Raw genomic sequence first — 21,777 nt, 5'->3', positions numbered from 1 at the left:
TAGGCGGCGCTCCCGTCGCGGACGGTTCTTCGGACCGGTCGCGAACGCGGTGACGCTGTCACGACGGCGATGCCCGAGTAGCTCAGTTGGTAGAGCATACGACTGAAAATCGTAGTGTCGGTGGTTCGATCCCGCCCTCGGGCACCATTTCTTCTTCTCAAATGGTGTCAACGAAGCCCGAGACCCTTGCGAAAGCTTGGGTTTAGCGGCATCGGCGTTCTCATGCGGATGCGCCGAAACCCACCCAAGCCCACTTCTTACGGGGGCATTCCGGGGGCACTGCCCCCAAGCATTGGGGGCATCGCGTGCTGACAGACAAAGCCTGCCGCACAGCGCAGCCAGCGGAAAAGCCCCGCAAGATTTTCGACGGCAACGGTCTGCACCTCTACATCACGTCCAAAGGCTTCAAAAGCTGGCGGCTGAAATATCGATTCGGTGGCAAGGAGAAGCAGCTCACCTTCGGCCCCTATCCGAACGTATCGTTGAAGGAAGCGCGGACGAAAAGGGACGAAGCACTTCACGAACTGCGAGAAGGTCGCGATCCGGATGCGATCCGCAAGAACATTCGCGATCGGCGGGCCGGGCGCATCGAAACGGAATTCACGTTTCGGCAGGCGGCGCTACGGTGGCACCGGCTGCAGAGCGAAGGCTGGAAACCCCGGCACGCGGTCCATGTCATGCAGAGCCTCGAGGCCGATGCTTTTCCATCGCTCGGCTCGATCCCGTTGCGAGAACTCAAGCCTTCGCACATTCGGTCGGCGATCGACGCGGTCCAGGATCGCGGCTCGATCGATGGCGCGCATCGCCTTCTTTGGCGAATATCGGCCATCTTCGATCTGGCGATTGCGTCGGAGCAGATCGACCTGAACCCGGCGAGCTCGCTTTCCGCCGTGCTGAAGCCAGTTCCGAAACGCAAATATTCCGCCCTGCTGGATGTCGAGACTGCGCGGCGATTTCTGCTCGCCGTCGAGGCGCGGCCTGGGCAACCTTCGACGAAGCTCGCTTCCCGCCTGCTGGCTTTGACTGCGGCCCGACCGGGCATGATCCGATTTGCAGAGCGTGCCGAGTTCGAGGATATCGGCGGCGCCAACCCGATCTGGCGCATTCCCGCGGCAAAAATGAAGCTGGAAAAGGACGAGAGCGAGCAGAGCGCCTTCGACTTCATTATTCCGCTGTCCAGACAGGCTGTCGAGGTGTTCAAGCTCGCCGCCGATCTGGCCGGACGGCGCAGCTATCTCTTCCCCTCGCAACGCCATTCGCATCGGCCGATCAGCGAGAATGCGCTGAACGTCGCCTATCGCCATATCCCCGGCTTCGAACGCAAGCACGTTCCGCATGGTTGGCGGTCGACCTTCTCGACGATCATGAACGAACGCGCGGCGGAGTTCGATCGGCCCGGCGACCGGGCGATCATCGATCTCATGCTTGCTCACCAGCCGCGCGGAGTCGAAGCGATCTACAACCGCGCGGCGTATATGCCGACGCGCCGGCGCATCGCGCAGGAATGGGCCGATTTGCTGATGGAAGGCATGCCCGCACCCGAAAAGCTTCTTATGGGACCGCGCAACTAGCGCGGATCGGAGGCCGCGCATGACGGCCTCGGTTTTCGGCGACAAGCTTTCGGGTGGCAGTGACAACGTCACGAGCTTCGGCGCGATCGCGGCGCAGATCGTCGGCGTCAAACTGGATCGCAAGGTGCGCGCACGGCTCGGCCGGGGCGACAGCCCGCGCAGCGGCGAGCCCGTCTGGCGCAACAGCTATTCCCGCGGTCAGATGGAGGACCGCCTCTGGCGACCGATTCACGATGGCACGAAGCGAGGCGGGGCACGCTGGACGCGGGCGCTGTTGAAGCGTGCGCGCGAACTCGAATTTGCCTCGCGACTCAAGCGGCGGGAGAAACTGCCTGGCAGCGAGAACGGCGTCATCGGCCATGTCGGCCTCGAGGTGCTCGAATACATGTTCGGCATCGTCGACTATGCAACCGGGCGCCTCGAACCTGCCATCGCGACGATCGCCGACGCAATCGGACGATCATATTCCGCAACCCACCGCGCCCTCGTCCGGCTTCGCGAATGCGGCTTCCTGCGCTGGATGCGGCGCAGCGAACCGATCGAGAACCCCGAACCCGACGGCCCGCAAGTCAGGCAGATCAGCAATGCCTACGCCCTGCTCGTGCCCGAACAAATGCGTAACTGGCTCGGCCGGCTCCTTCGGCCTGCGCCGACGCCAGCGTGCGCGCAGGACCGTGTAGCGGCCGACAGGGCGGAACTGGACCGGATCGCGGCAAGCATGACCGCCGCGGACTGGCAAGCAGCGTTCGGCGCGACGAAGAACGGCGACGTTCTGGCCAATGTTGCCCGCGCGCTCGACGCCCGTGATGCCGTGACCGCGAATCCTTCAGTGACGGAGAAACCGGGGGATCATTCTGATCCATGAAAGGAATGAGAAGGCTTCGCCTTCTCATGCGCGGGCTGCGCCCAATATCTTTACTGACCGGCCCCGAAACGTTCGAACAAATCTGGAAATCACCGACGGCCGCACCGTCGGACGGAGCGGCTTGCGCCGCTCCGATGCTTGGCGAGGGCCAAGGGGGGCAAAGGCCGTGCCAGTCATAACGGTCTCGCAATTCGCATCGCGCGCCTTCCTCATTCCTAGACTTCTGCCACAAAGCACTTTCACCATTTGTTCGCATCGCTATAGTTAGGACATGGGGCAAATTCGTATCTGGCCAGTCGCTTATCGAACTCTCCAACAGATGATCGAGAACAACATAATCTTGCGCGTCGGCTGCATTGATTGCGGTCACTTCTTCGACGCGGATCTTCTGGCCCTATATCGAGTGCGCGGCGGCGAGTTTTCTTTGATCGGCCAGACATGCACTTGCCGACTGACGATCTGCCGAGGAACGGGATATTTCGTGGCCGCGCGATCTATGAATGAGCCGCTCTCGACACTGACACGCGGCGGCAACGATCCTCTCAATCTGGGCGGTTTGAACGCCGCCGATCTTGAACCTCCCACTCCGCCAGAGCCCTCCGGCGGCCGCCATGGCTCGGTTAGCCGTTTCGTGCATCATATCGCAACACGAGCCACAGCTGCCTGATAGCATAGCTGCCCAGCGAAACTGCGGCGAAGCTCGCCCAACCATTTGCATCAAAACCGGGGCAAAAAGCCTGCAGGCGAGGCGTGGGGGCAAGCCCGGCGCTCCGGGTGGCAGTGAGGTGCTGACGGGCTCAGTCTCGCGCGAGCGGCCCGATGGATTGCGGTAGGCTCCCACACACGCTGCATCGAAATCGTTCTGCCGCGCCCTCCAGGCCGATCGGCCAGCGCATCTCATGGAACCGCGTGACGACCGCGCGGCCTGACAGCATGGCGCGATGGCCGCAACTGCAGCGCAGCTCGACATCGTATCCGTGCCTGGAAAAATCGTGGATGGTTCGGAAGTGCTTGCTGCTCATCCGTCCTATAGAACGAAATGAGAACAAGCCGGGAAGGTGTCGCGCCGCAACGCTGGGCAAAACCCTTCGATCTGCAAGCCGGGTGGACTAGTTCCGGCGCGTACAGCCCGGAACTAGTCCACCCTATCGGCTAGGCAGCGGCCGATGGCGGAGCATAAGGCGTGAAATCCACCGCCGTCAGCCCGACCCAGTCGTTCACCTCCATCATGCGCGACATAAGCGGCTCGATCTCATTGAGCATGAAGACGTCGAGCGCCTTCTGCACATCGCCAAACCCGCCATTGTTTTCGGGAATGATCGCGACGAGCTGGGGCGGCGTGCGATGGGCCGCCAGCATTTCATCGCGGCTCACGCGCTTCACATTCAGGAATTCGTCCTTCGCGGCGACCTCGCTGATCGGTATGATCTTCACATCGTCTTTGCCGCCCGCCGGCGCATGCAGGAACAGGTTGCGGAAATTGCCCGGCCCCTTCGATTGCCGAAGCGCCTCACGCACCTGGTCGGCGTCCTCGTTGCTCATCCCCGCGCCCGAGGCATAGAAGATGAAGCCCGCGTGGCTCCCGTTGAGATAATAGCGGCGCCGGAACAGGGTCGCGGCCTCGCCGAGGAGCCCGGCCTGCAGCGCCCCGAAGAATTCCGGCACGCCATAGATCTCCTGCGCCGGATGTTCCTGCAGCAGCTGGTGAACGTGGCCCGGTTCGAACGCATGTTCCTGGCGCCAACCCGGCACGAAGAAGAAGTGCCCCTCGTCGACGCCGCGCCGCATGTAGCGTGCCAGCGCATGGCGCAACTGCATCGGGCGCCCGGCGAGATTGTCGCGGAGCTCGAGATAGCCATTGCCGAGGCTGAGGAAGTCGAGCGCCCATTTGCGAAAGTTCGCGCGGTCGAGCCAGCGCGACGGGACGAAGTGCTTCACCAGCAGGTTCACCTTCAGCCGGATGCAGCTCGCGTGCGGCCCCGGCATGTCGAATGCGCGCGCAAGGCCGCATTGCGACACCGGCGGCACGTACCACCGGCCATTCGTGACGCTTTCGATATAGCCGAGCATGCTGGATCGATCGAGAACCGGCTCCGGCTCGCCAAAGCTGAAGGCGGTGACGCCGCGCTTGCCGTCCTGGTCGATCGTCGCCGTCGCGGCCGCCCGCTCCATCGCCTGGCCCTGCGCATCGTAAATCGTGACAGGCTGCGCCATCAAAAAATCTCCATCGTGGATTTCTGGCCCGCGGCGTCGCCGTCGAGCGGTTCGTTGAAAAGGACGTGCATCACCGCCCACGCGACATCGGCATGGCCGGTGTCCTCGCTCCGGGATGCGACATAGGTCAGCTGCTGGCCCGACTTCGTCAGCTGCGGCCGGATCGACAGGAAGCTGGCGGTGATGTCCTTATCGCCCGCATCGAACTCGAGGCGGCCGGCTCGGATGACGTTCTTCGCCTTCAGCACCATGAGGTTCTTCACCTGGGCGGAATACTGGATGCCGCGCGCCGCCGGGAACTTTAGCCGGATCAGCTGAAGCACCGCGGCGCCGACGCCGGTCGTATCGATGCCGATGTCGACCACGTTATAGCGGCCCATCATGTCCTCGATCGCGGCGGCCTGCAGCTCGAAATCACCGCGCAGCCGCCGCTTGTCGAGAACGCGGAACGGCGCGCCCTTTTTCGTCGGCAGGGCGATCACGACGAGCGCGGCATCGTCGCCCTGCGCGCTTTCCTGCGGGTCGTAACCGATCGCCACCTCGCCATCCCCGAACGGGCGCAGACCATAGGGATCGAAATCGCGCCACTTGTCGTCGGCATCGACGCGGCAACGGTTAAGCAGCGCCATCGGAAAGGCCGATTGCGCATCGTCGACGAATTCGCACAGATAGAGATTGGCGAAGACGTCGGGCGACTTACGCCGGCGCAGATCTGCAATGTCGAACAGGTCACATCCGCTGGCCGCCGCGTCCTCGATCGTGACGCGCTGCCGCCAGATCCCATCGGCGCACAACACGCCGTCGCGCAGATCGTCGGCCGAATAGGCCTCGATCTTCGTCCAGTCCTTCTTGGGCTTGCCCTCGTTGAACCATTCGCCCGACCATTTGCGATAGGCGCCGTGCCCGGTGCTCGAGGGCGTCGAAAAATAGGTCTCACGATACCGCTTCTGGCTGGCCATGCCGCTGGCGACTTCGTCGATGCGCTCGAAATCCTGCGCCCAGAAACACTCGTCGTAATAGAAATTACCGTGCTCGCCCTGCGCGGTGCGATAGTTCGCGCCGAGGAAGAACAGCGTCGGCCGTTCCAGCGGCTTGCCGTCCTCGTCATCGCCGCGATCGATGAGCATGTGCTCGCCTTTCAGCGTGACGCCGGTGACGCGGAACACGAACTCGATGATATAGCGGCGGAAGATCTCGGCCTGCCGGCGCGAGGCCGACAGGAAGATCTGGTTGCGCCCGGTGTCGAGCGCGTCGATCAAGGCTTCGCGCGCGAAATACCAGGTCGCGCCGATCTGGCGGCTCTTCAGGATGAACCGGGTGCGCTGATTGGCATTGGCCCACCATGTGCCCTGGTACCCGAAGCATTCCTCTTCGAACGCGGCTTTCAGCTGCGCGGCCATGTCGGCATCGATCAGGTTCGGCCGCTTCGCCTTCTTCGGCCCGGCATTGCGATTGGCGACCTTCGGATTGAGATCGGCCTCGTTCCCGCTGTCGCGATAGCGGCGGCATCGTTCGAACCGCTCGATCTGGCGGCCGAGCAGGTCGATCTCCTTGAAGTCCTTCCCGCTCTTCTCGTCTTTGGCGACCAGCATCTGGTACCGGACCAGCACCGATTCCTCGGCAGCGCGGAGCGGCGGCGCTTCCTTCCACTTCTCGCGCTTGGCCCAGCTCGCGATCGTCGGACGCGGCACCGGCTTGCCATCCTCGCCGCGAACTCCGAGCCGATCGAGTTCGTCGACGATGTCGGTGATGCCCCACCCGCGCCAATAGAGAGAGCGCGCCTCACGGCGCACGTCGGCATAGGCGGGTCGATCGAGAGGGGCGAGCAACATGGGCGCCAGCTAACCGCACAGCCGCCCGCCATGCGCGCTCCTCTTGTTGTAACCGCCCGGTTTACAACACCCGCCGCTTGAACCGCGGCCCGCTTCGGTGCCCTTTCGGGGCCGATGAATTCGGCAAGGCGCGTGCCCGCCTGCCGATCCCGAGCTTCGGCGCCTTTCTCGTCCTTGGGCGTCGAAGCTCACCTGACAATGGAGCCCGCGACCATCATGCCCAAGCGTTCGAAATTCTTCTGCATCGCCGTCGAAGGCGCCACCTGCGATGGCCGCACGCTCGATCGCGGCGCGCTCGAAGAAATGGCCGAGACCTACGATCCGAAAACCTACACGGCGCGGATCAACATGGAACACATCCGCGGCTTTTCCGCCGACGCGCCCTTCAATGCCTATGGTGACGTCGTCGCGCTCGAGACCCGCGATGTCGAGATCCAGCTGGGCGGCAAGACCGAAACGAAGCTCGGCCTGTTCGCCCAGGTCGACGCGCTCGACACGCTGATCGAATTGAATGGCAAGGGTCAGAAACTTTTCAGCTCGGTCGAACTCAACCCCAACTTCGCCGGCACCGGGAAGGCCTATCTTCAGGGTCTCGCCGTCACCGACAGCCCGGCCTCGCTCGGCACCGAGGTCATGCAGTTCGCGGCGAAGGCGTCGACCAACCCCTTTGCGGAGCGCAAGGTCGAAAAGGGCAATTTCTTCTCCGCCGCCCATGCGGTCACCGGGCTGGAATTCTCCGATGGCAAAAACGACCCTGCCGAAACGACGGCGCTGCTCGCCGAGGCAAAGGGCTTGTTCGCGTCCATGAAACAGTTCTTCGCCGGACACCCTGCGCCGACGGAAAAGGAAGAGCCGGAAGTCCCCGAACCCGCGAACGACAATATCGCCGCGTTCAATGCGCTCGCCAATGGCGTGAACAAGCTCGCCGCCGCGGTCGAACAGCAGGGGAAGGATCTCACCGCCAGCTTCAACCAGCTGCGCAGCGATCATGACACGCTGAAGGCGTCGGTCGAAAACACCGACAAGGGCGGCACGCAGCGGCCGCTCGCCAGCGGCCAGAACGCGAACTTCGCCCGCACCGACTGCTGATCGTCAACCGGAACACTCGCCCCGTCAACTGAACTGCCCCGCCTGTAAACCGCCCCCCGCCTTTCTCTCCCGACAGGACCGCCCCATGCGCAACGAAACCCGTGCCCTCTTTTCCGCCTATGTCAGCCAGATCGCGCTGCTGAACTCGGTACCCGACGCCACCGTCCGCTTCTCCGTCGATCCATCGATCGAGCAAAAGCTCGAGGAGCGGATGAAGGAATCGTCCGAGTTCCTGAGCGCGATCAACATGGTGCCGGTCACCCAGCAGGTGGGCCAGACCATCGGACTCGAGGCGACGCGCACCATCGCCGGGCGCACCAACACCGCCGGCGGCAATCGCCGCAACCCCACCGATCCGACCGGCAATGAGGAGCGGAACAACTACCATTGCCGCCAGACCAATTTCGACTGGGCGCGCAGCTATGCCGCAATGGACGCATGGCGCCACCGCCCCGACTTCGAAACGAAACTGCGCGACGCGATCCTGAAACAGCAGGGTCGCGACCGGATCATGATCGGTTGGCACGGCACCCATGCCGCCGTCGAGACCGATCGCGCGGCCTTCCCGATGCTTCAGGACGTCAACGAGGGCTGGCTCCACAAGATCCGCACCCGCGCGCCCGAAATGGTCCTGTTGGACGGCTCGCTTTCCGTGCACAGCGACGGCACCGATGACGACGCGACGAAGGCGATCTACGTCAAGGCAGGCGCGGAGCTTTATGATTCCAGCCTCGACAATGCGGTCGACGCGGCGGCGGATTATTCCTCGCTCGACGCGCTGGTTCTCGATGCGAAGCGGCTGCTGCCCGAATGGCACCGCGGCGACACCGATCTCGTCGTCATCGCTTACCATGACCTGGTCGACGACAAATATTTCAACATCGTCCAGAACGCCGGCGCCACCGCGACCGAGGTCGAGGCCGCCGATCGCATCATCCGGTCGAACAAGCAGATCGGCGGACTTCCCGCCGTGCGCGTGCCGTTCTTCCCGGCCGATGGCATCCTCATCACCCGGCTCGATAACCTTTCCATCTACTTCCAGGAAGGCACGCGCCGTCGGCAGCTGAGGGACGAGAGCGAATATGATCGCATCGCCAACTACGAAAGCGTGAACGAGGATTACGTCGTCGAAGATTACGAGCTCGCCGTGCTGGTCGAGAATATCGTCATCGGCGCCGCCCCGGCCCGCCCCGACCCTGCATAACCCCAACCGCTGACACCCCGGCCCGGCCTTGATCCGGGCCGGGCCACCCTTTCCAACAGGACCGCCCTTCGATGACCAGCCTCGCGATGCGACACCGCGCCCGGACCATGGCGCAAAAGCGTGCAGCCCCCGCCGCCAAGGCCGCGCCGCGCCGCGCCGATCGCGCCGAGAGCGATTACCAGATCCGGCTTGCCGAGCTGGGCGAAGATCTGCGCGGGCTGAAGGATATGCAATCGATCGAGGCCAAAATCGCCCGCAAGGCCGAGCTGCTGCCGAAATATGACGACTGGGCCGAAGGCGTGCTCGCCGCCGCGCGCGAGGCCGAGGACAAGGGCCAGATGGTGCAAAGTGATCGGATCCTGGTGCAGACGATGATCTGGGCGATCGACACCGCCGACGAGGCCCGCGCCCTGCCCCGTGCGCGCTGTGTCCTGCGCCACGGCATGGAACTGCCCTCGCGCTTCGAACGCACGCTCGGCTGCATGATCGCCGAGGAATTTGCCGAGACTGCCCTTCGCGCGATGGGCAGCGGCGCGGACCATATCGATACGCGCCCCCTCCTCGAGATCGCCGAGCTGACCGAACACGAGGACATGCCCGACCAGGCCCGCGCCAAGCTGCACAAGGCAATCGCGATCGCGACGCTACGTAGCGCCGACGTTGCCGAGGCTGGCGAACGCTCGGGCGATGGCCCCGCCGGCGGCAAGAAAGCCGCACTCGAATTCGCGCTACGCCATGCGCACCGCGCTCTCGCGCTCGATGACAAGTCGGGCGTGAAGAAACTGATCGAACAACGAACGCGCGAGGCCAACAAACTGGCCGACGCGAACAACGACTGAATTTCGCGGTCGACCGGCCGCAACGACCTCGCCCCACGGCGCTCGGGGGCGGAAGACGAAGGACGGAGCAGGCTTGCCTGCCAAACCGCATCCTCTCGCGCTTCCCCACCCCCGAAAACTTTGATCGCTCGAAAGGAGCATGATGTCCGGCTTCGTCGCCCGCCCGCCATCCGAAACGGCCCCACCGCCGGAAACCGACATCGTGGCCGGCGATGTCTTCTGGCCGGGCGTGTCAATCGCGAGCTTTCGCGACGCCATGAAAATCGGACGCAGCTCCATCGCGGAGGAGCGGGTGCGCGATGCCCTGCGCGGCGCGATGGTCCATGTCCGCCGCGAATTGCGCGTATGGAAGCTCGCGCATGTGCTGGCCGGCGCGCCGTCGCTTGCCGCAATTCCGGCCGAAACGATCGACGGCGAATCGGCATCGGTCCTGCTCTATCGCCGCGCGGTGTTCTGCATGGCGGCCGCCGACCTTGCCGAAACCCATCACGATGTCAGCGCCACGGTAGACGGCCGCAGCCGCATCGATGAGGAAGCGACCGCTGCCGACGAGCTGCGCCGCAACGCCACACACGCGATCCGCGACATCCTCGGCGTTACACGCACTGCGGTCGAGCTGATCTGATGCGGGTCCATTCCATCCAGGGCGACACGGTCGACCTCGTCTGCTGGCGAGAGCTCGGCAGCGAACGTTCGGTGAGCGCCGTACTGGCCCGCAATCCCGATCTCGCCGCGCTCGGCCCGGTGCTGCCGTCGGGCACGCCGATCGACCTGCCCGACACGCCGCCCGCCACCGCACCCACCATCAAACTCGTCCAGCTTTGGGATTGACCGAACGATGACCGAAGAATTCTACACCGGCTTCACCGCCATTTCAGTCCTCGGCCTGATCGGCGGCGGTCTGCGCTTTGCCTGGAAACAGCTGACGGGCCGCATTGACAAGCGCGGCGCCGAGCTCGACGCGCGCGAAAAGGCGTTCGAGGAAATGCGCGACAGCCGGATCCGCGTGCTCGAGGCGGAGGTCGCGCGCATGGGCGACCGGCTGCAACAGGTCATGGACACTGTCGGCCGACAGCGCACCGCCATTCATTTGCTCGTGTCGAAGATTGCCCGCGACGAACCCGGCGCGCCCGAGCTGGCGCATGTCCAGGTGCTGCTTGGTGAAGAGTTCCCCGGCATCCTTCGCGAGGCGCGCGAAGCGGGTGTGCCGCCCTACACCTTCACCGAGACCGCCGAACCGTCGGAACAGGAGGCCTGACCCATGAAACTGTCGCCGCATTTCAGCCTCGCCGAATTCACCAACAGCGCCACCGCGCGCCGCCTCGGCATCGCCAACGGCCCGACCCTCGATCATATCGAGGCGATGGGGCATTTGTGCCGCGCCGTGCTCGAGCCCGTGCGCGAACAGTTCAGCCGCCCCGTTCGCATTACCAGCGGCTATCGCACCCCCGCGCTGAGCCGCGCCGTAGGCTCATCGGCCCGCTCGCAACATTGCAAGGGGCAGGCCGCCGACTTCGAGATCGCCGGCGTCTCCAACCTCGCCGTCGCGACATGGATCCGCGACAATCTGCGCTTCGATCAGCTCATCCTCGAAAATTACGTGCGCGGCGATCCGAACTCGGGCTGGATCCATTGCAGCTACCGCCCCGATCGCGCCCGTCATTCGGTGCTGACCTATACCCGCCGCAAATATTGGAAGGGGCTGGTCGCATGACGCTGCCGCCCCTCCTCGCCCGTATCGTGGCCCGCGTCGGCCTGACCGGCCTGCTGCTGGCCATCGCAATCTTCATCGCCGCGTTCCAAAGCGTGCAGCTGGGCGGCATGCGCATCGGCCCGATCGCCGTCGAAGGATGGCGGCCGAAGGCGGTGCGCCTTGCGCAAGAGCTAAAGGCCGTTGCGGCTGCTCAGGACGCGGCCAATGCCCGCGCGCGGAAGGATCACGCCCGCGCCGAAGCTGCCTATCGACAACTCGCCCAAAGGATCGATGACAATGCCGATGCCCAGACCCCGGAAGCCATGGCTGCTGCCGATCGCTACATTGCTGCTCACCGCGTGCGGGCCAAAACCGCTGATTGTCCACCCGGCGGAACCTTTACCCCCGCCGGCGATCGCGGCGCCGGACACGCTGAAGCAGCCGGTCGACCGGCCGAGCTGGATGCGCCCGATCACAAATCTGATGGAGACATGGTGGTCGTAAGCGCGGCCGACGTGCGGATCTGCACGTCGAACACGCTGCGCGCCGAGGCAGCCCACGACTGGGCACTGGCGATCGAGGCATCAAGTGCTAAGGTCATGCGATGATTGAGATTTTGGCCCCGTTCCTGTTGCTCGCCTCCGCCCCCGGTGAGGTCTGCCAGCAAATGTCCGTTCATGACGGCGACACCATTCGCTGCGGCGACGAGCGGATTCGGCTGCTCGAGATCGAGGCACCGGAATTGAAGGGATCACCGCGATGTCGGCGGCCGAAACCGCGCGATTGGTGCGATGACGCCCTGGCGCAGGAAAGCCGCGATGCACTGGCGGATTTCTTGAGCACCGGCCCGGTTCTGGTTCATCGCGACGGCCGTGATTTTTATGGCCGGACGCTGGCGCATCTTTCGGTGAATGGTCAGGACGCCGGTGCCTATCTCATCTCCATCGGCCTGGCACGCGAGTATCGCTGAGCCATGCGCAAGCACGACGCCCTGCGCGCGGCCCTCACCGCCGCCTTTCCCGATCTGACCCGCGATCCGCAGGCGCTGTCGATCTATATCGATAAGGGCCGCATTGCCGCACGCGCGGGGCCGGGCGGAACGAACCGGGCAACCGGCTTCGAATGGCGCTACACCTTGAACGTCGTGCTGCTCGACTTCGCCGGCGATCCGAACCGCCTCGCCGCCACCGTGCTGGAATGGATCCGCGCCGCACAGCCAGAACGCCTGCAGAACCACACCGCCGGCGATGAAGCTTTCAGCTTCGAGGTCGATATCCTCGACGACGACAAGGCGGACATCGCCATCACGATCGCGCTCGACGAGGCGGTCGACATCGCCGCCGATGGCACCATGTCCTATCGCGATGAACCCGATATCGACCCGCCCTTCGAAGGCGTGCCGCCCGAAACCTCGCTCGATGCCATCACCCTCGGCGGCGCAGGTCTGTTGCCGTGACCGACGCCGGCCACGGCCTGGATGACCTCGGCCGCTTCTTCGATGACATGCTGGCCGACATCTCGCCGGCGCGTCGACGGCTCGTCGCGCGTAAGATCGGGCAGCAGCTGCGTCGATCGAACCTTGCCCGCATGGCCGCGAACGAGGAACCGGATGGCGGTGCCATGGAACCGCGCAAGGATCGCGGCGACAAACGCCTGCGCCGACGCAAGATGTTCCGGCGGCTGCGCTATGCCCGGCACCTGACGATCAAACCGTCCGACGAAGGCGTCGAGCTTCGCTTCCGGGCCGGCTCAAACCGGATCGCCAGCGACCATCATTTCGGGCGCGAAAGCTATGTCGGCAAAACGAAGGCCGGCGATACGATTCGCGCCCGCTATCCCCGGCGACGGCTGCTCGGGTTTGCACGCGATGACATCGACGGCATGACCGACGAACTGCTCGAATGGCTCGATCGATAACGATTCGGTCAGCGCACGCTACTTGGGCTCACGGGAAGCTCGGGAACCAAAAATTCACAACATATCTTTTAAGATATACGAGTCTCGTTATAGGGGGTTATTCCCATGCGTGTTCAATCATGCATCTGCATGCACCATGGCAGACCGTTGCCCATTGAAACGGAAGGAGGCAGCCTTGGATCCGGTTCAATATGTCTTCCGTATTGATGCGTTCGATCCGGCAACTCTGCCGATGCAACGTTTGGCGGCATATCTCAGCGCATTGGCTAGAATGTTTGGTCACGAAGAGCATACCCATTTCGTTGGCATTGAAAAAGGAAGTGCAAAACTACGCGCTGCCGTTGACCCCATTGATGCTCCGAAGGTCGAAACCCGCCTACACGGCGTTCGTATCGGTACCGCCCCTAAAGATGCGCTAGCTGCGAAAGATCAGCTTGAGGATTTGCTGGCAAATGACAACGCAATCGCAACGCTAACTGTCGGTGGCGATGATATCGTGGTCCTTCCATTCGCCGGAAGGACTCGAAAAAAGCCTTTAAATTTTCCACCCTTTCGCGAGGATACAAGCCTCGACGGAACGATCGTCTCTATTGGAGGCCGGGACAGTTCTGCACATGCGATTCTGCAGGACGGCGAAACCATACACGCGGGTATCACGATGAGGCGTGAACTAGCGAAAGAACTTGCCCTCCTCTTATACGGTGAGCCTGTCCGCTTATACGGAAATGGGCGATTCGAACGCCTCCCAGATGGCGATTGGAAGATGAGCGACTTCAAAGTAGACCGTTTTGAACGTCTGGATGGGAACAAAATAGCTGACGTAATTATCAAGGCTCGTAAAACTTTGGGCAGCCAATTGCGAAGCGCAGATGCAGTTAAACAATTGCTTGCACTGCGGGGGAACGAGGAGGACGAATCTGAGTGATTATTGTGGTCGACAGCTCAGCTTTAATCCTTTTACTTAACCCTCAAGCAAGTCCACCCAAGGACCGTAACAATGGGGGGCCAATTAATAACTGCGAAGGCCGAATCAACAAGTTCCTAGATTGCCTGAAAGCGGATGACACCATAATCGTTCCCGCCCCAGCGCTGGCCGAAATTTTGGTCATTGCTCCCGACGATGGTCCAGCATTGATCGCTCAAATCTCTTCCACCGCGAGATTTAAAATTCGTCCATTCGGAACCCAAGCGGCTATTGAAACTGCGATGTTGGCACGTCACGCCCTCAAAGATGGTGACAAGCGAGCCGGCGTAAGCGCACCATGGCAAAAGGTTAAATTCGACCGTCAGATAATTGGGACAGCTGTAGCTGAGAGAGCAGATACATTGTATTCTGACGATCTGAATCTTATCAAACATGCCTCTCAGGCTGGACTAAACGTCTTAACGACATCTGATCTCCCCGAGCCGGAACATATAGCCACACTATTTGATGCTCTGGAGCAAGGCCCAACTAAAAAGGTTTTTCCGAGCGAAGGGTAGACCCCGTTTCTGATTATCCCTCTGTTGTAAACCGCCCCCCTACAACAACACCCGCTCGCCGCCCTTGCCATCCCTGCGCGATAGCTGGCGGCTATGCCCGCCTCGCCATCTTCAAACGCGCTCGACCTGTCCGCCCTGCCCGCGCCCGATACGCTGGCGGCGCAGGATTTCGAGGCAATCCTCGGCGATGTGATCGCCGATCTGCAGGCGCGCTGGCCGCAATTCGACACGCCGGTCGATAGCGACCCGGCGGTCAAGCTGCTCCAAGTCGTGGCATGGCGCGAGCTGCTCACCCGCCACGCGATCGACGATGCAGCACGCTCGACCATGCTGGCCTACGCCCGCGGCGGCAATCTCGACCAGATCGGCGCGCTGCTCGGCGTTTCGCGGCGCACGCTTACCCTCGCGACCGCCACCGAACCGGCGATCATGGAAAGCGACGACGAATTGCGCGCCCGCATCCAGCTTGCGCCCGAGGCTCTGCCCCATGCCGGCGTCACCGGCGGCTTCTATCGCTCGCGCGCGCTGGCGATCGCGCCGGCGCTGAAGGACGTTGCCGCGATCAATCGCGGCGGCGGTCGCGTCGACATCATCCTGCTCGGCCGCGACGGCGATGGCGACGTGCCCGGTGATATTGTCGCCGACGTCGCCGCCGCTTTCGCCGAGGACGACGCGGTGCAGCTCACCGATGTCGTATCGGTGCGCGGCGCGACAATCGTGCCCTATGATGCCGAGGTCCGCCTCACGATCGCGCGCGGACCCGATCCTGCGCTGGTCAGGCAACAAGCGGAACGCGCGGTGCGCGCCTATGCCTTGCGCCGCCATGCGATCGGCCGCGTCGTTTACGCGCAGCAGCTCGCCGCGGTCGCGAGCGTCGGCGGCGTCGAGCATGCAAGCTGCACGCTGGCCGATATCGCCCCCGGCGATGCCGGCGCGGCCTGGCTGCGTGACCTCATCATCACGGTCGACCGGCCATGATCGGCACCGCCCAGATACGCGGCCCGCTGCTCCCGCCAAACGCAACGGCCTTCGAACGCGCATTCGAGGATGCGACCGCCGCGCGCGCCTCGCTGCCCGTCCATCTCGTCCGCGACGTCATGGACCCGGATCGCTGCCCGGCGGATTATCTCGGCTTTCTCGCCTGGCATTATTCGATCGACCTGTGGGACGATGACTGGCCCGAGACGAAGAAGCGCAATGTCTGCCGCAATGCGCTCGCCCTGCACCGGGGCAAGACGACGCTCGCCGGCATCCGCGCCCATCTCGACCTCGTCGACGTGAAGCTGGTGCGCGCAATCCGCCCGCCGGCTCGCGGGTTCATGCGCGGCGCCATGACCGACGCGCAGCGCGCAGCCTGGCGTGACGATCTGCCGCAGATCCGGCTTTACCCGTTCGCCCATCGCGCCATCGCTCCGCGCGCCCATGGTTTCTACACCGGGCCGGGTGCGCGGCGGCAATTCCACGGCGGCGGCAGCTTTGCCGAGGTCACTCTCGCGATCGGCACTGGCGACGGCATCGCCCTGGGCGGCCTTTCGGGCGAGGCGCGCTCGATCGATGCCCCGGCGACGCCCGTCGCATTCCATCGCCGCTCGCGCGGGCCGATGCTCTACGGCCGGCGCGCCACCTTCCACGATCGCGGCGAGGAACAGGACGTCGCCTTTGCGCATATCGAGGGCGGCACGGTCACCCGCGTCTTTCTCGCAAATTCCGGCTCACGGCGCAGCTGGCACGGCCGCGGCTTCGGCACCGGCTTCCTGACGCGCAGCCGCGCCGAACTGGGGATCGTCACCATTCGCGCGGACGATAATGCGCAGGCGCTCGCCGCCACGCGCGGGATGCAGCCGGTCGACGTGCGACCGCAACGCATCGCGCAGCCCCGCATCGCACCCGCCCCGCGCGCCTTCTTCGGGCGTCAGCATCACGGACGCGGCGGCTTCCTCATGCGCAGCGCAGCACCCTTGTTTCTCTATGACCGCATCGCCCTCCACGTGCCCGAGCGCATGGGCGCGCGGCGCCGCGCCCTGTCCTGGCACGGACACGACCGGTTCGGCATCGATCCCTATTCGTCCGAGCTGAAGCTCGCCGTGCCCATGCGCCGCCCGCGCCGCCGATCGGGCCGCTGGCATCGCGCCGGCTTTCGCAAGGCGGCCGACATGACCGCGCTCGCCAAGGCGATCGAGGCGGTCGGCGTCTCCAAGGCGCTCCGGGATACGATCCGCCTCGACACCACCAACCATCGCCGCGCCGCTTTCGCCAGCGACTTGCAATTCGGCGACTTCACCTTCGGCCAGCTCAGAAAGGTCTAAAATGGAACGCCGCACGATCTTCCAGGACGGGATGGACAACGATCCCGCCGACTTCAACAATCTGCAGGACTTTGCGCAGACCTCGTTCGACCACCTCGTCGCCGACGGCCTCACGCCCGAGCGCAAATATGCAGGGTTCAAGGCCGCCGCCACCGGCGTCACCAGCGTCACCGTGCAGCCTGGTCGGCTCTATTCCGGCGGCAAGGTGTTCGACCGCGCCGCCGCGTTCGAGAAGGACTTCGCTACCTCGCTGCCGCTCGCCACGCGCAAGATCGTCAGCCTCGTGGCGTGGGGGCAGGAGGTCGAGACCGACCAGCGCCCGCGCGAGTTCCTGATCAACGAGGAAACCGGCGCATCCGAACCGCGCGTCGTCGCAATGGAACGCGCGCGTATCGCCAATATCAACACGGTCGCCGGCGAAGAGAACGCGGACCCGGTCGCGCCGATCGTCGGCGCCGACGTCACCGTGATCGGCGAAATCGTACTGACACCGGCAGGCGTCGAAAGCGTCACGATGAATGCCGCCAACGCGCTCGACAGCGTGCAGTCGCTGGGCGATCGCACCGCGAAAATCGAGGATTTCCGCGCCCGCGCCGAACCGCAGATCGGCTCGCTCGCCTCGGATATTTCCGCCCTGGCAAAAGGGCAGCGCGGGCTCGTCGGCGCCGATTCCTATGGCCGCTCTCTGCTGCGCCTCGCTACGCTGGAGGAGGAAGTCGGCATTCCCGTTGCGGCCGTCGATTCTGCCGCCGACTTCTTCCTCGATGACAATGCCACCGACACCGCCTTTACCGGCCACGACGCGATCGTCGAGGATGGCGTGCGCTTCCCCAATGCCAACAGCGCAACGGGCGAGCTGCAGATCTTCGACGCGCTCAATCCCCGCGCCCGGCTCGTCGGCGGCACGCTCTTCCCGGCTTACAAGCGGGCGAAGCGCTTTGCCCTGACGAAGCGATCGGGCGAGGTGCAGATCTCGACCTATTCCTACGGCAGCTATGACCTGGTGCAGAAGAAATCGACGCGCACGCGCCTGCGCACCGGGCCGAAGCGCACGGTCAGCACCAGCTCGGTCTGGTGGCAGTCGGGCAAATACAACGGCGCCGCGGTGTTCGAAAAGGACGGCGAGAGCTTCGTCGTCTACAACGCCTACGACCTGAAGAACGGCGTCGAAACCGCCCGCATCGCGCAGTTCTGGGGCGATTACGTGTCCGAACCCTACTGGGAAACGGTGAAGGTTCCGCATGTCGCGCAAGGCGCGCAGGTCGCGGAGACCTGGTTGCAGGCGAACGACATGTGGCTCGACGCGGTCGGCCTTACCTTCACGCGCCTCGCCGCCGCAGGATCCGTCACGCTTGCGATTTGCGAGACCGACCGCGGCCTGCCCCTGCTCGACAAGGTCATTTCCAAGACCACGATCGAGCGCGAGGATCTCGTTGCCGGCGGCGAGACCGTCATCCCGGTGCAGCCCGTCTTCCTTTCGGGCGGCAGCAGCTATGCGATGGTCATCATCACCTCGGCCGACCACTGGCTGGCGACCGTGCAAGGCAGCGAATATCCGCAAGGCACGTTCTTCTACGTCATCGACGGCGTGTTTCAGCAGGGCGACACCTCGCGCGATGTCATGTTCTCGCTGCATGCCGCCGACTTCGGCGCATCACGGGCCGTCATCGATCTGCAACCGCTGCAGCTGGCCGGCGGGATCTCCGACATCGACATCCTCGCCGAAAGCATCGTGCCCGGCGCTTGTCAGCTGACCTACGAGGTGCAGATCGCCAATGCCTGGCATCCGCTGGATCCTTCGCTCGATCTGACGCCCGGCGGCGTGACCTCGCCGCTCCTGCCGCTGCGCGTCGTGATGAACGGCACGCCCGATGTCATGCCCGCCCTCACCCTGACCGGCTCGCAGGTGAAGGTCGCGGCGTCGAAGACCAGCCTCGTCCACGTGTCGGAGCCGCGCGTCCTTCCCGGCGCGGGATCGTCGACGATCCGCGTCATCGCCCGCCTCGAATATTTCGACGAGGCCGAACACGACGCGGGCTGCACCCTGCTGACCGGCGCCGGTTACGGCACCACGCGCACCGCCAATTCCTTCGTCGATCGCATCGCCGAGGACGGCGCGATCGAGCGGACGTGGATCTTCGACCTCGGCACGGCTGTCGCGTCCTACCGCATCCGCCTGACCGGCACGGCCGCCAATCCGCTCGACCTGTTCCACATCGCCACCCGCAAGGATTACGCGCTTTAAGGAGACCGGCCGATGGCCACCACTTATCAGAAATCGACGTCAGGCTTTTACAAGGTCGCCCTGGCGAAACCCTTCGAACGACGCGGCTTCACCTATAAGCCGGGCCTGTCGATCCGGGTCGACCAGGAACTGCTCGATGCCATGATCGCGGACGAGGCCGTCGCCGATGTCACTCCCGCCTGAGATCGACTTCGCGGCCGACCGGGCGGCGACGCCGGCGCGCATGAACCGGGCGATGGGTTATCTCCTCGCCCGGCTTCGCGCGCTCGAGGCGCTGCAGCCTGATCTGGCGGCCGTCATCAACGAATTGCGCACGATCGGCTTCGAACGGCTGACCGATGCGCTGCAGCCGATCTTTGCACAGGTGCTGGCGGTCGAGGCCGAGGTGCGTGCGCTCGAGGATCGGCTGCGCGAGGAAGGCGCCTTCGATCCACTGCTGGTGAAGGACGCCAATCTGGCCGACCTCAGCGACGTGGCGGCGGCGCGCGACAATCTCGGCCTTGGCAGTGCGGCGCTTGCCGCGACGTCGGATTTCGCAAACGCCGATCTGTCGAACGTGGCCGCGGATCTTCGCGCCCATCTCGGTTCGGTTTCTCTCCTTTCCGCCCCCGCGACCAGCGCGCTCGATTTTGCGAAGGCGCAGGTGTTCCGCATCAATGTCGCCACCGACATCACCATCACTTTCGCCAATCCGCCGGCCGCCGATCGCGCGCTCACCGCCGTTGTCCACCTGTCGGGCGCGAGCCTCGCCTCCCGCATGATCAGCTGGCCCGCCGCGGTGACCTGGTCGAACGGCACCGCCCCGCTGCTCGAAGGGACCGATATGTGCATCGTGCTGTTCTGGACCGGCGCCAAATGGCTGGGCACCACAGGGCCGAAGGCATGATCGAGATGATGCTCGCAAGCGCCGCGCCGCCCGCCGGCGAAGCGGTCTTCCTCGCCGAGGATGGCGTGGCCGTGCAGTGGACCGTTCCGCGAGGCGTGCGAGAAATCTGTGCGCTCTGCATCGGGGCCGGCGGCGTGAGGACGAGCCAGACCTCCCTCGCCGGCGCCGGCGGCGGCCTTGCCTGGAAGAACCGGATCCCGGTCACGCCGGGGGAAACGCTGACCATCCGGGTCGGCAAGCGGCATGTCACCTTCGACGCCGCGACCCGCGCGTCGACAGCCAGCTATATCGCTCGCGCCGGCCAGTATCTCGCCCATGCCTCCGGCGGCGGCGAGGGCGATCAATACGGCACGCCGACCGTGCATGATGGCGGCGGCAACGGCGGCGCGGGCTCATACGGCGGCGGCGGGGCTGGCGGCTATAGCGGCAAGGGGGGCAATGGCGGCGCCTCGAACATCGCGCCCCTGCCGGGCGAAGGCGGCGGCGGCGGCGGCGCCTATGTATCCAGCGGGTCCGACGTCTATCACGGCGGCGGCGGTGTCGGGCTTTACGGCCAGGCCGCCAGCGGTGCCGCCGGCACGTTCAACAGCCAGGGCGGCAAGGGCGGCTCGGGTGGCGCGCCGGGCACCACCCTGGCCGGCGGCGATTATGGCGGCGGCGGATCCTACACCGTCGGCGCAAAGGCCGGGCGCGGCGCGGTTCGCATCATCTGGGGGCCGAAGCGCGCCTTTCCCTCGACCCAAGTCGACCAGGCATCCAGCGACACCGTGGAGATTTATTGATGCAGCTCATTCGCACCCGCGACCGCCGCTTCCCCTGCACGCTCGCCGATCTTCGCGCCGAATTCCCATCGGACAGCTTCCCGCGCGAACCGTCCGCGGCCATGCTGGCAAAGCGCGGCTATGCCATCGTGCATCCCTCCCCGATGCCGGCCGGCGACGTCGTCGAGGAAGCCGACATGCCCGAGTTCGTCGATGGCCGATGGCAGCAGGCCTGGACGGTGCGCGCCTTCAGCGAGGACGAACGCGCGCGCTTTGCCGAACAGGCCCGCGCCGATTTCGAAGCCGCGCTGATCGCGGAGCGGGAACGCAGGCTGGCGCTGGGGTTCGACTACGATTTCGGTGACGTGCGCGGCGTGCATCGCATCGGCACGAGCGAGGCGGACATGCGGGCGTGGAGCCTCGATGTCACCCCCTATGCGCAGGCGCTTGCCGGCACCAACGACGACACCACCGCCATCGCCATCGTCACGGACACCGGCCCCGTTGCGGTGACCGGCCCGGAATGGCTCGACGTTCTGAAAGCGGCCGCCGCGATCCGTCAGCCCATCTGGCATCGCTATTTCGAACTGCTCGCGGCCGACGCGCCGATCGATCCCGCCGATCCGGAGGCCTGGGCATGACGCGCTGGATCGTGGCGATCTGCGGCGCGTGGTCGCAATTGTGGAACGCGATCTGGTTCGGCAATCGCGACCAGACCTTTTCGGCGCGAAGCTGGGAAGCACGACAAGCCGGCCGCCGCTGGGGCGCTGTCGCCGTCGCCATGATCGACACGCTGTTCTTCTGGGAGCCGGACCATTGCCGGCGAAGCTTCGAAAGCGACGACGAACCCACCTATTCGCGGAAAGACTGAAG

At 64.6% G+C, this 21,777-nt stretch carries 27 protein-coding genes and 1 tRNA gene; 25 read left to right on the top strand and 3 right to left on the bottom strand.

Annotated elements, in window-relative coordinates; translation table 11 throughout:
- Positions 1–71 precede the first annotated feature (71 nt).
- The 4 genes from JD971_RS09955 (at position 72) to JD971_RS09940 (ending at position 3,103) form a co-directional block, all read left to right on the top strand.
- Positions 72–147: transfer RNA gene (locus JD971_RS09955), tRNA-Phe, on the top strand.
- 158 nt (positions 148–305) lie between these two features.
- The gene (locus JD971_RS09950) at positions 306–1,571 is read left to right on the top strand and encodes an integrase arm-type DNA-binding domain-containing protein (protein ID WP_202083063.1); all 1,266 of its coding nucleotides are present in this window, start codon (positions 306–308) and stop codon (positions 1,569–1,571) included.
- A 19-nt stretch (positions 1,572–1,590) separates the two neighbouring features.
- A complete protein-coding gene (locus JD971_RS09945; protein ID WP_202083061.1) occupies positions 1,591–2,436 on the top strand; it encodes a hypothetical protein in 846 nt (281 codons plus the stop codon).
- Positions 2,437–2,755: 319 nt separating this feature from the next.
- The gene (locus tag JD971_RS09940; protein ID WP_202083059.1) at positions 2,756–3,103 is read left to right on the top strand and encodes a hypothetical protein; all 348 of its coding nucleotides are present in this window, start codon (positions 2,756–2,758) and stop codon (positions 3,101–3,103) included.
- A 130-nt stretch (positions 3,104–3,233) separates the two neighbouring features.
- On the opposite strand, the gene JD971_RS09935 is transcribed toward JD971_RS09940, so the two are convergent.
- The 3 genes from JD971_RS09935 to JD971_RS09925 all read right to left on the bottom strand — a co-directional run bounded on the left by JD971_RS09935 (position 3,234) and on the right by JD971_RS09925 (position 6,482).
- On the bottom strand, positions 3,234–3,458 hold the full coding sequence (locus JD971_RS09935; protein WP_202083057.1) for a hypothetical protein: 225 nt from the start codon (positions 3,456–3,458) through the stop codon (positions 3,234–3,236).
- 130 nt (positions 3,459–3,588) lie between these two features.
- Positions 3,589–4,650: a phage portal protein gene (locus tag JD971_RS09930; protein WP_236672037.1), complete on the bottom strand. Its 1,062-nt coding sequence runs from the start codon at positions 4,648–4,650 to the stop codon at positions 3,589–3,591.
- Entirely contained in the window at positions 4,650–6,482 is a 1,833-nt protein-coding gene (locus JD971_RS09925) for a terminase large subunit domain-containing protein (protein WP_202083054.1), read from the bottom strand. Before JD971_RS09925 ends, JD971_RS09930 begins: the two co-directional genes overlap by 1 nt.
- 216 nt (positions 6,483–6,698) lie before the next feature.
- On the opposite strand from JD971_RS09925, the gene JD971_RS09920 reads away from it, so the two are divergent.
- The 21 genes from JD971_RS09920 to JD971_RS09820 all read left to right on the top strand — a co-directional run bounded on the left by JD971_RS09920 (position 6,699) and on the right by JD971_RS09820 (position 21,775).
- The gene (locus tag JD971_RS09920; RefSeq protein WP_202083052.1) at positions 6,699–7,571 is read left to right on the top strand and encodes a GPO family capsid scaffolding protein; all 873 of its coding nucleotides are present in this window, start codon (positions 6,699–6,701) and stop codon (positions 7,569–7,571) included.
- An 85-nt stretch (positions 7,572–7,656) separates the two neighbouring features.
- The gene (locus JD971_RS09915) at positions 7,657–8,775 is read left to right on the top strand and encodes a phage major capsid protein, P2 family (protein WP_202083050.1); all 1,119 of its coding nucleotides are present in this window, start codon (positions 7,657–7,659) and stop codon (positions 8,773–8,775) included.
- 71 nt (positions 8,776–8,846) lie between these two features.
- Positions 8,847–9,614 carry a phage terminase small subunit gene (gene gpM / locus JD971_RS09910; protein ID WP_202083048.1) on the top strand — a complete coding sequence of 256 codons (768 nt, stop codon included), beginning with the start codon at positions 8,847–8,849 and terminating at the stop codon, positions 9,612–9,614.
- Positions 9,615–9,753: 139 nt separating this feature from the next.
- Positions 9,754–10,239: a head completion/stabilization protein gene (locus tag JD971_RS09905; RefSeq protein WP_202083046.1), complete on the top strand. Its 486-nt coding sequence runs from the start codon at positions 9,754–9,756 to the stop codon at positions 10,237–10,239.
- A complete protein-coding gene (locus JD971_RS09900) occupies positions 10,239–10,445 on the top strand; it encodes a tail protein X (RefSeq protein WP_202083044.1) in 207 nt (68 codons plus the stop codon). The genes JD971_RS09905 and JD971_RS09900 overlap by 1 nt, the downstream gene beginning before the upstream one ends.
- Positions 10,446–10,452: 7 nt before the next feature.
- A complete protein-coding gene (locus tag JD971_RS09895) occupies positions 10,453–10,872 on the top strand; it encodes a hypothetical protein (RefSeq protein WP_202083042.1) in 420 nt (139 codons plus the stop codon).
- Between the two features lie 3 nt (positions 10,873–10,875).
- Positions 10,876–11,328: a D-Ala-D-Ala carboxypeptidase family metallohydrolase gene (locus tag JD971_RS09890; protein WP_202083040.1), complete on the top strand. Its 453-nt coding sequence runs from the start codon at positions 10,876–10,878 to the stop codon at positions 11,326–11,328.
- Entirely contained in the window at positions 11,325–11,915 is a 591-nt protein-coding gene (locus JD971_RS09885; RefSeq protein WP_202083038.1) for a hypothetical protein, read from the top strand. Before JD971_RS09890 ends, JD971_RS09885 begins: the two co-directional genes overlap by 4 nt.
- 8 nt (positions 11,916–11,923) lie before the next feature.
- Complete coding sequence (locus JD971_RS09880) at positions 11,924–12,277, top strand: thermonuclease family protein (protein ID WP_371809562.1); 354 nt, start codon at positions 11,924–11,926, stop codon at positions 12,275–12,277.
- 3 nt (positions 12,278–12,280) lie between these two features.
- Entirely contained in the window at positions 12,281–12,763 is a 483-nt protein-coding gene (locus tag JD971_RS09875) for a phage tail protein (RefSeq protein ID WP_202083034.1), read from the top strand.
- Positions 12,760–13,224, top strand: a complete 465-nt coding sequence (locus tag JD971_RS09870) for a phage virion morphogenesis protein (protein WP_202083032.1) — start codon at positions 12,760–12,762, stop codon at positions 13,222–13,224. Before JD971_RS09875 ends, JD971_RS09870 begins: the two co-directional genes overlap by 4 nt.
- A gap of 175 nt (positions 13,225–13,399) precedes the next feature.
- The gene (locus JD971_RS09865; protein ID WP_202083030.1) at positions 13,400–14,149 is read left to right on the top strand and encodes a hypothetical protein; all 750 of its coding nucleotides are present in this window, start codon (positions 13,400–13,402) and stop codon (positions 14,147–14,149) included.
- Entirely contained in the window at positions 14,146–14,706 is a 561-nt protein-coding gene (locus JD971_RS09860; protein ID WP_202083028.1) for a hypothetical protein, read from the top strand. Before JD971_RS09865 ends, JD971_RS09860 begins: the two co-directional genes overlap by 4 nt.
- Positions 14,707–14,799: 93 nt before the next feature.
- A complete protein-coding gene (locus tag JD971_RS09855) occupies positions 14,800–15,684 on the top strand; it encodes a baseplate J/gp47 family protein (RefSeq protein WP_202083025.1) in 885 nt (294 codons plus the stop codon).
- The gene (locus JD971_RS09850; RefSeq protein WP_202083023.1) at positions 15,681–17,012 is read left to right on the top strand and encodes a phage tail protein I; all 1,332 of its coding nucleotides are present in this window, start codon (positions 15,681–15,683) and stop codon (positions 17,010–17,012) included. Before JD971_RS09855 ends, JD971_RS09850 begins: the two co-directional genes overlap by 4 nt.
- Before the next feature lies 1 nt (position 17,013).
- Positions 17,014–19,257, top strand: a complete 2,244-nt coding sequence (locus tag JD971_RS09845; protein WP_202083021.1) for a hypothetical protein — start codon at positions 17,014–17,016, stop codon at positions 19,255–19,257.
- Positions 19,258–19,269: 12 nt separating this feature from the next.
- Positions 19,270–19,440, top strand: a complete 171-nt coding sequence (locus tag JD971_RS09840; RefSeq protein ID WP_202083019.1) for a hypothetical protein — start codon at positions 19,270–19,272, stop codon at positions 19,438–19,440.
- Complete coding sequence (locus tag JD971_RS09835) at positions 19,424–20,143, top strand: hypothetical protein (RefSeq protein ID WP_202083017.1); 720 nt, start codon at positions 19,424–19,426, stop codon at positions 20,141–20,143. The genes JD971_RS09840 and JD971_RS09835 overlap by 17 nt, the downstream gene beginning before the upstream one ends.
- A 5-nt stretch (positions 20,144–20,148) precedes the next feature.
- Positions 20,149–20,925, top strand: a complete 777-nt coding sequence (locus JD971_RS09830) for a hypothetical protein (protein WP_202083014.1) — start codon at positions 20,149–20,151, stop codon at positions 20,923–20,925.
- Positions 20,925–21,545, top strand: a complete 621-nt coding sequence (locus JD971_RS09825) for a hypothetical protein (protein ID WP_202083012.1) — start codon at positions 20,925–20,927, stop codon at positions 21,543–21,545. Before JD971_RS09830 ends, JD971_RS09825 begins: the two co-directional genes overlap by 1 nt.
- On the top strand, positions 21,542–21,775 hold the full coding sequence (locus JD971_RS09820; protein WP_202083010.1) for a hypothetical protein: 234 nt from the start codon (positions 21,542–21,544) through the stop codon (positions 21,773–21,775). Before JD971_RS09825 ends, JD971_RS09820 begins: the two co-directional genes overlap by 4 nt.
- Positions 21,776–21,777: the final 2 nt, after the last annotated feature.

The organism is Croceicoccus sp. YJ47 (assembly GCF_016745095.1).
GTDB lineage: Bacteria > Pseudomonadota > Alphaproteobacteria > Sphingomonadales > Sphingomonadaceae > Croceicoccus.
Note: the sequence above shows the minus strand (reverse complement) of the source record. Positions and strands in the feature narration are given on the sequence as shown.

What these genes read in the sequence shown, in the direction of transcription:
- JD971_RS09890 (WP_202083040.1), top strand. Translation starts at nt 10,876, where the DNA reads ATGAAACTGTCGCCGCATTTCAGCCTCGCCGAATTCACCAACAGCGCC.
- JD971_RS09920 (WP_202083052.1), top strand. Translation starts at nt 6,699, where the DNA reads ATGCCCAAGCGTTCGAAATTCTTCTGCATCGCCGTCGAAGGCGCCACC.
- JD971_RS09825 (WP_202083012.1), top strand. Translation starts at nt 20,925, where the DNA reads ATGCAGCTCATTCGCACCCGCGACCGCCGCTTCCCCTGCACGCTCGCC.
- JD971_RS09840 (WP_202083019.1), top strand. Translation starts at nt 19,270, where the DNA reads ATGGCCACCACTTATCAGAAATCGACGTCAGGCTTTTACAAGGTCGCC.
- JD971_RS09940 (WP_202083059.1), top strand. Translation starts at nt 2,756, where the DNA reads ATGATCGAGAACAACATAATCTTGCGCGTCGGCTGCATTGATTGCGGT.
- JD971_RS09935 (WP_202083057.1), bottom strand. Translation starts at nt 3,458, where the DNA reads ATGAGCAGCAAGCACTTCCGAACCATCCACGATTTTTCCAGGCACGGA.
- gpM (WP_202083048.1), top strand. Translation starts at nt 8,847, where the DNA reads ATGACCAGCCTCGCGATGCGACACCGCGCCCGGACCATGGCGCAAAAG.
- JD971_RS09850 (WP_202083023.1), top strand. Translation starts at nt 15,681, where the DNA reads ATGATCGGCACCGCCCAGATACGCGGCCCGCTGCTCCCGCCAAACGCA.
- JD971_RS09900 (WP_202083044.1), top strand. Translation starts at nt 10,239, where the DNA reads ATGCGGGTCCATTCCATCCAGGGCGACACGGTCGACCTCGTCTGCTGG.
- JD971_RS09820 (WP_202083010.1), top strand. Translation starts at nt 21,542, where the DNA reads ATGACGCGCTGGATCGTGGCGATCTGCGGCGCGTGGTCGCAATTGTGG.
- JD971_RS09830 (WP_202083014.1), top strand. Translation starts at nt 20,149, where the DNA reads ATGATGCTCGCAAGCGCCGCGCCGCCCGCCGGCGAAGCGGTCTTCCTC.
- JD971_RS09925 (WP_202083054.1), bottom strand. Translation starts at nt 6,482, where the DNA reads ATGTTGCTCGCCCCTCTCGATCGACCCGCCTATGCCGACGTGCGCCGT.
- JD971_RS09905 (WP_202083046.1), top strand. Translation starts at nt 9,754, where the DNA reads ATGATGTCCGGCTTCGTCGCCCGCCCGCCATCCGAAACGGCCCCACCG.
- JD971_RS09875 (WP_202083034.1), top strand. Translation starts at nt 12,281, where the DNA reads ATGCGCAAGCACGACGCCCTGCGCGCGGCCCTCACCGCCGCCTTTCCC.
- JD971_RS09885 (WP_202083038.1), top strand. Translation starts at nt 11,325, where the DNA reads ATGACGCTGCCGCCCCTCCTCGCCCGTATCGTGGCCCGCGTCGGCCTG.
- JD971_RS09835 (WP_202083017.1), top strand. Translation starts at nt 19,424, where the DNA reads ATGTCACTCCCGCCTGAGATCGACTTCGCGGCCGACCGGGCGGCGACG.
- JD971_RS09915 (WP_202083050.1), top strand. Translation starts at nt 7,657, where the DNA reads ATGCGCAACGAAACCCGTGCCCTCTTTTCCGCCTATGTCAGCCAGATC.
- JD971_RS09895 (WP_202083042.1), top strand. Translation starts at nt 10,453, where the DNA reads ATGACCGAAGAATTCTACACCGGCTTCACCGCCATTTCAGTCCTCGGC.
- JD971_RS09945 (WP_202083061.1), top strand. Translation starts at nt 1,591, where the DNA reads ATGACGGCCTCGGTTTTCGGCGACAAGCTTTCGGGTGGCAGTGACAAC.
- JD971_RS09845 (WP_202083021.1), top strand. Translation starts at nt 17,014, where the DNA reads ATGGAACGCCGCACGATCTTCCAGGACGGGATGGACAACGATCCCGCC.
- JD971_RS09855 (WP_202083025.1), top strand. Translation starts at nt 14,800, where the DNA reads ATGCCCGCCTCGCCATCTTCAAACGCGCTCGACCTGTCCGCCCTGCCC.
- JD971_RS09930 (WP_236672037.1), bottom strand. Translation starts at nt 4,650, where the DNA reads ATGGCGCAGCCTGTCACGATTTACGATGCGCAGGGCCAGGCGATGGAG.